This window comes from Lachnoanaerobaculum orale, assembly GCF_003862485.1.
Taxonomy (GTDB): domain Bacteria; phylum Bacillota; class Clostridia; order Lachnospirales; family Lachnospiraceae; genus Lachnoanaerobaculum; species Lachnoanaerobaculum orale.
Window position 1 is genome coordinate 2100806 of the sequence record NZ_RRCM01000001.1, and the last position, 6164, is coordinate 2106969.

Here is a 6164-nt window from a genome sequence, read left to right on the forward strand (position 1 = left end):
CTCTCAATAAATTCAACTTAATAATACTCTATAATAACCCCGGACTCATATTTAATGTCCAAAGTAAAATTTTCCGGTAACTTGATTTTATTTAATTTTACACATTCATCAAAAAGATAACCTTCTGCATCTATATACTGTAGAGACTTTGGGAATTTTACTTCCTCTAAATCCATTGCTCCCATAAAAACTTCACCACCTAAATATATTAAACCCTCCGGTAATTCTACATTTTTTAGACCTGTATAGCAAAATGCCAGTTCTCCTATTTTTTTTATGTTTTCAGGAAATTCTATGTACTGCAAATTACTGCATCCTGCAAAAGCAGCTATTCCAATATTTTCCAGTTTTTTATTTAAATGTACTGTTCTTAAGTTTTCACAACTTTCAAAACAAAATAGTGGGATTTCTACTAAATTTTCCGACAGCTCCACTTCTGTTAGATTTTTACATCCCGAAAATGCAGCTGAATTAATTTTAACTACACTGTTAGATATAATAATTTTTTGTAGTTCAGAACAATTTTTAAAAGCACTCTCTCCAATTTCCATTACCCCATCAGGAATTTTAATTTCCTTCTTTGGCATTATATATGCTGAAATACCCATTTTGTATTTAATTAAAACATTATTTTTAATTAGGAATTTAGATTGAAAATTTAAAATTATATAGCATAAGATACCACATATAAACAAAGTAATTAAAACATTATTATACTTTTTACTATTATATACCATTGCAATCTCCTATTTTGGCCTAATTAATACCTTCTATATCGTCAGATATTCTTTTTATTTCATTATTAATTACATCATTTACACTTGTACTTGTATCGAACTCATATAATAACTTAAAGCTTCCTTTTTCATACTTTGCTCCCTCTAATTTCCTGCCTATACATAGTTCAGAACTTCCTGAAAAAATATAGTGATAATAATTATTCACTATTACTGGTCTATCCAGTTCATAAATCCAGTCCCCAGGATATCTGTTACTCCTCACTTCAATTATTATATAGTCGTTATTTGAACTTACTTTTTTAAGGTTGTCTCTGAATTTTTTTAGGTTAGCATCATATATATTATCAAATCCTAATAATAAGGCTGAAAGAGCTACTCCTGCATTTGTACTATCAATACCTACTTTGATGGCAGTAACATTTAGGATATTACTTACCCACCTTGGCATTGACCTTGAATCTATAATATTATTAATTAGCTTTTCTAATAGCGCAGCGTACCATGAGTTAAGATAGTATATACTTCTTGTAACACCATGATGATTCTCTTTTACCATTTTTTCATAATTCGTAGTGTATATGTCTTCATGCTCTTTATTAATAACCCAAACCCCTGATACTTCCTTTCTTTCACCATTTTTAGTTTTCACCTTTTTTAATATATGTTGGTCCAAATTCCCCTTGAGTACATAATCAAACCGGTACATGTTGGGAGCATCTATCTCAATATAATATTCTATTCCACTATTTAAAATTATTTCAGCATAGATACATATCTCACCACTTTCCTTCACTTTTTCAATTAGTTTGTATGCACCTATATATTTAATAGATCCCAACATATTTTTCCAATAGATAAAAATTGAACCCAGATCTTTGATTGAATTACGAATATTATAGTCTATATATATACAAAAATTATAAATTCCTGAATTCTTAACCTTTACATGACCTATAAAGTCTTTTTTGTCACTTTTGCGACTCCAATTTTTCTTTTCATCTTCAACTATTTCTACAGCATATTTTATTTTCACATTATCATAGCTTGGTGAAGTTTGCCCTGATGTCTTAAATGAAACCAAACCACCCTTATTACATGTGGCTAAAGAGTCCTCCGTAACCGCATCACTTTCCTCACCAACTGCGGTATCAAATATTTTCATATTTGAATTATCGGTAGCCCACCACTTTCCAAGTTTAGGGTCACATTCACAAGGTTTACTCCTGTTTTTATTGCACATTCCAAAGCCTTTTATATTGTCATTAGTACTGTCATTTTCTGTAATTAAAGGCCTTCCATCTAAGTGTGCACTCCATGATCATCTTTCAAGTTTAATACACATGTTTTGCTTCCATAGCTGCAGGAAACCTCTGCACCTCTTACCACATATTCATATCCTCCATATCCCTTCATTTCCTGATGCTCATACATTTTCTGTATACCGTCTGCCACTTTGCACCCCTTTCTTCGGATTTGTACTCCATTACTGCTACAAAATTTTACTCGCTTATATACACTATCTCTTCTTTACTGCTTAGTCTTATATTTCTTGCCTTTATTGTCAGTTTATCTGCTGCACTTATGTTCACATCTCCACTGCCTGTAAGCTTAAATCTTCTGTCATTCATGGTAAGTATATCATCTGCAATGAAGCTTATTCCTTCCTTTGAGAAAGTAAGACTTTTCTTTCCCACTTCCAATTGCTTTTTATTTTCATCACTACCTTTACTGCCGAAGGTTCGTACTACATACATATCTCCTGTTCCCATACCTGATATATAAAGTTGTGCTCTCTCTCCTACATCAGGTACCGCATATAATACATTTCCGGTCTCAGGATACCAATCAAATCCATAATCCGGCTCTTTTTTATCTATATCAAGTCTTAAGTATACTTTTCCATCCTTATATTTCTTAATTTCCCCCATAAGGCTCAAACCTATTATATTTTCATTTCCAAGCGGATATATCATATCGTCTATATATGACCTTTCAACTCCTTGAAAATTAAATATCAGTTCACCCTTTGTAAACTCCACCTCTTTTTTATATAAAGTTAAAATCTTATTATCTAACGCTATGTTATCACCTATATCATAAGAGTTGTATGTCCTTAGCCTATACTCTATCTGACTTGTATTCTCCTTTTTCTTGATCAGATCTCTGCTCTCACTTATAATACCTCCCGGCTCAATCATATTCCCGGTATGTATTCCCATATGAATATGTGGCTTATCATATTCCATACTTGGATAGATAAATGTTTTTATGTAGGATGCCATCCTAACTGCAAAGGCCCAGGCGCTCTCCTTATAGCAAAGCACGGGACCTTTAATTTCCTTATCCTTTATATTGTAGTTACTGATGTCTCCTGAGTATCTTCTAACCACTTCATGGGCAAGGTCACCATAAGTTTTTTCTATATTTTGAAACAATTCTGTATGCTCTTTATTGTCCAATTTTTTACTGTATGAATATGCCTTAAGTTCAAAATAATGTACATCTGCTGAAGAATAAATGCTTATTTTTTCTACAAATCCTCTAAATACAGTATTTCCTTTGTATTTTATATGAATATCCATATCCTTTTTGTCTGTAAGAATTGTTTCTCCGGGTTTTCCCTCCAACACCCCGTTAATATTACAGCAGGTATGCATGTTTGGAACAGTTTTTATAACAAAATTTTCAACCAGATAAATAGGTAATGCTATTTCTATTTCTAAATTTTCTATAATCAGCATAAAAATCCCTTTCTGCTCACACCAAAAACACATTTTTCAACTTATATGAATACCTTCACCACTCACAGTTATTCCGTCTTTTAATATTATTTGTGTATCATCTTGTAAAAGCATAATCCTTTTACCTGCCACCATGGATATATTTGAATCCTCACTGCTTATCTCAACAGTGTCCTTTGCTTTTATCAAAATACTTCCACTGCTTACTATCTTGACTCCTGTACTGTCATTTAGTTCAATATAATCTCCCGTATCGCTTTTTATGACTATACCTTCCGGTGTCAGTCTTATTTCTTTTCCGTACTTATTTCGCCAAATCTTATTTTCAGGATCGGTTCTTATTCCGTCGCCCTCATTTTCATGTACTGCACTGCAAACATAGGCATTTTCTTCATTTTCTGTGGGAAAATACAGTCTTACACTGTCTCCCTCTTCCGGCATACAATACCACCCTGCTCCGTCACTTGAAGAGTATACAGTGGAAAAATCAAACCATCTTCCTATTTTTTCATCCTTATTTTCTATATCCTCTATTGCTATCTTAACCTTTTCTTTTTCTACATTTGTAACTTTAGCGTAAAGTGATGCTCCTATTACTTTCAAATCATACTTGCTTTCTTTTTTTACTATATAACCTATATCCTGTGTTAAATAATATGTATGGTAAAGTTCACTTCCCTCTGTTTTAGATACAATTTTTACTATACGGTAGTCCCTTCTGTTAAAGCTTACTCTGTCCCCTAAACTATGGATTTCTCTTGATTTGACTTCATACACTGTATACTCTTTATTTACAACAATACGCACATCCTGTGAAGTTAAAACTTTTGTCTCTCTTTTTGGCATACCGAAAAAATACTTGACCCCTTTACTCTGATAATCCGGCATTACCACTGTCTGCTTTAAAACTGCAATCCTTTTTATAAAGTTCCAATCATTCTCTCTATATTGAACTAAAAAATCAGAAACTTTACCTTTTCCTTCTTCTCCAATTATATAATATGACTCTTCATAGCCTTCTTTTAAGGTATTAAGTATATCGGTATATTCTCCACTATGTTTAGAAAATCCTCTTGTATGTACTTTTTCTTCCATTAAGGAACTTCCCGTAACCAACTCCATTTCAACAAGGAAACTTCCACTTTCTCTAAAGAAGCATATTTTTTCTAATAATCCATAAAATATCGTGCTCTCTTTATCTGTTTCATCAATAGCATTAACCCTTATCCACCTTGTATTTTGGGCAGTATTAATATATTCTTCTTCTCTTCTTTCTTCTATTATGGCTCTTATTATAGCTCTGCCATGCTTGCCTACTTCATGCTTTGCTTCATAGCTTATTACTGCAAGTACATCAAAAATATCAAGCTTTATAAGGTTTTCTCTCATACACTCTCCTCCGCTTCAGCAAACTCTATTCCCTTAACGCCTCTTCTTATTAGGCTTTCTGCAAAATCAAGATTTACAATAAATCTTATATTTTCATTCTCTTCTCTGACTACTCTAAAGAAATTATTAAAATCAGTATTTAACAAGTTTTGTGTATAAAGTAAATAGTAGTTTTTCATTTCCCCACTATCTTTATCTATCAAAATAACCCTTTTTGTAAAATTTTCTATATCAAAAAGGAGCAATACCTCTCTAAACCTTTCTGAAATAAGAGGGTATACATTCATCATCAAATCAGGGAATATAAAATCCTTTGTTTTTTCTATTTCAAGAACAAACTCTCTTGGCATTTCATAAAATCTTTCATTAAGAGCATCTATATTCCTTGGAATATCCTTTGAAGTATATATTCGTATTCCCCTTGTATTTTCAAAATTTTCTTTTATATAAAAATATGGCAAGTTCCCTTTCATAGTTTCTCCATAATTACCCTTTTTTATATTTATTGTTCCATGTTCTCTACCACTGATGATACTCTTTTGCAAAGTCAAAGTAGAAAAACTTACTTTTACCAATCTCCAAGATGTCTCCTTCTTTTAAATCTTTTGATGTATATGTTGCCGCTTCATTTAGCCTTACAAATCCCATGGACTCTTCTCCAAGGAGTGTTCCCCGCAAATTTCTTTCATCATATGCTATAACAGCATGTTTTTTATCCCTTATCTCTTCATCTCCAAGAACTTGTATGCTCATTGTATCATGACTGCCTATATAGTTTTTTCCCTCTGTAATATTATAAGAGCGCCCCTGACGCTTCCCCTCTATACATACAAGCCATGCATAAATCGGCTTTTCTTCATCCATGGAAAGGTTTTTACCAAGCCTTTTGTCCCTGTATTTTTCTTCTTCTGTAAGCTTTTCTTTTTTTAGTTTCCTATATCTTTTCTCTTTTTGAGTTAACCTTTCTTTATCTTCATTATCTGTATCTTCATATTCGAAGTCATTTAAATACTTCTTACATTCATTCAAAAAATCCACATATATGAACTTGCTGTCACCTATTTCCAAAATATCTTTATTTTTAAGAACATACTTGTTATAAACAGGTTTATTATCCATATATACAATACCGTCCGCTCTTGCAGGAATCAAATTAGCTTCCTTGGTCTCTTTGTCAAAAAATATTAAGGTAAACTTACCAAGCATCTTCTCATCCCCTAAAACCTGTATCTCATTATCCCTGTCAGTCCCTATAAAGTTTTCTCCGAAGCTTATTACATAACTCTTCCCTCGT

At 32.4% G+C, this 6164-nt stretch carries 7 protein-coding genes; all 7 read right to left on the reverse strand.

The genetic code is table 11. The features are described from left to right. Positions 1-17: 17 nt before the first annotated feature. A complete protein-coding gene (locus EHW90_RS10085; RefSeq protein WP_124952600.1) occupies positions 18-737 on the reverse strand; it encodes a leucine-rich repeat domain-containing protein in 720 nt (239 codons plus the stop codon). Between the two features lie 19 nt (positions 738-756). Continuing rightward, positions 757-2025: a PAAR-like protein gene (locus tag EHW90_RS10090; RefSeq protein ID WP_330507879.1), complete on the reverse strand. Its 1269-nt coding sequence runs from the start codon at positions 2023-2025 to the stop codon at positions 757-759. Positions 2026-2039: 14 nt separating this feature from the next. Further along, positions 2040-2192 (reverse strand): hypothetical protein, encoded by a 153-nt coding sequence (locus EHW90_RS13550; RefSeq protein ID WP_243113968.1) that lies wholly within the window; start codon positions 2190-2192, stop codon positions 2040-2042. Between the two features lie 47 nt (positions 2193-2239). Next, the gene (locus tag EHW90_RS10095; protein ID WP_124952601.1) at positions 2240-3481 is read right to left on the reverse strand and encodes a hypothetical protein; all 1242 of its coding nucleotides are present in this window, start codon (positions 3479-3481) and stop codon (positions 2240-2242) included. Positions 3482-3517: 36 nt separating this feature from the next. Beyond that, positions 3518-4870, reverse strand: coding sequence for a hypothetical protein (locus EHW90_RS10100; protein ID WP_124952602.1), 1353 nt, complete (start codon positions 4868-4870; stop codon positions 3518-3520). Further along, on the reverse strand, positions 4867-5343 hold the full coding sequence (locus EHW90_RS10105; protein ID WP_124952603.1) for a hypothetical protein: 477 nt from the start codon (positions 5341-5343) through the stop codon (positions 4867-4869). Before EHW90_RS10105 ends, EHW90_RS10100 begins: the two co-directional genes overlap by 4 nt. Before the next feature lie 46 nt (positions 5344-5389). Beyond that, positions 5390-6164: FHA domain-containing protein (locus tag EHW90_RS10110; protein ID WP_124952672.1), on the reverse strand; the 775-nt coding region annotated here is incomplete at its 5' end.

What these genes read in the sequence shown, in the direction of transcription:
- EHW90_RS10085 (WP_124952600.1), bottom strand. Translation starts at nt 737, where the DNA reads ATGGTATATAATAGTAAAAAGTATAATAATGTTTTAATTACTTTGTTT.
- EHW90_RS10095 (WP_124952601.1), bottom strand. Translation starts at nt 3,481, where the DNA reads ATGCTGATTATAGAAAATTTAGAAATAGAAATAGCATTACCTATTTAT.
- EHW90_RS10100 (WP_124952602.1), bottom strand. Translation starts at nt 4,870, where the DNA reads ATGAGAGAAAACCTTATAAAGCTTGATATTTTTGATGTACTTGCAGTA.
- EHW90_RS10105 (WP_124952603.1), bottom strand. Translation starts at nt 5,343, where the DNA reads ATGAAAGGGAACTTGCCATATTTTTATATAAAAGAAAATTTTGAAAAT.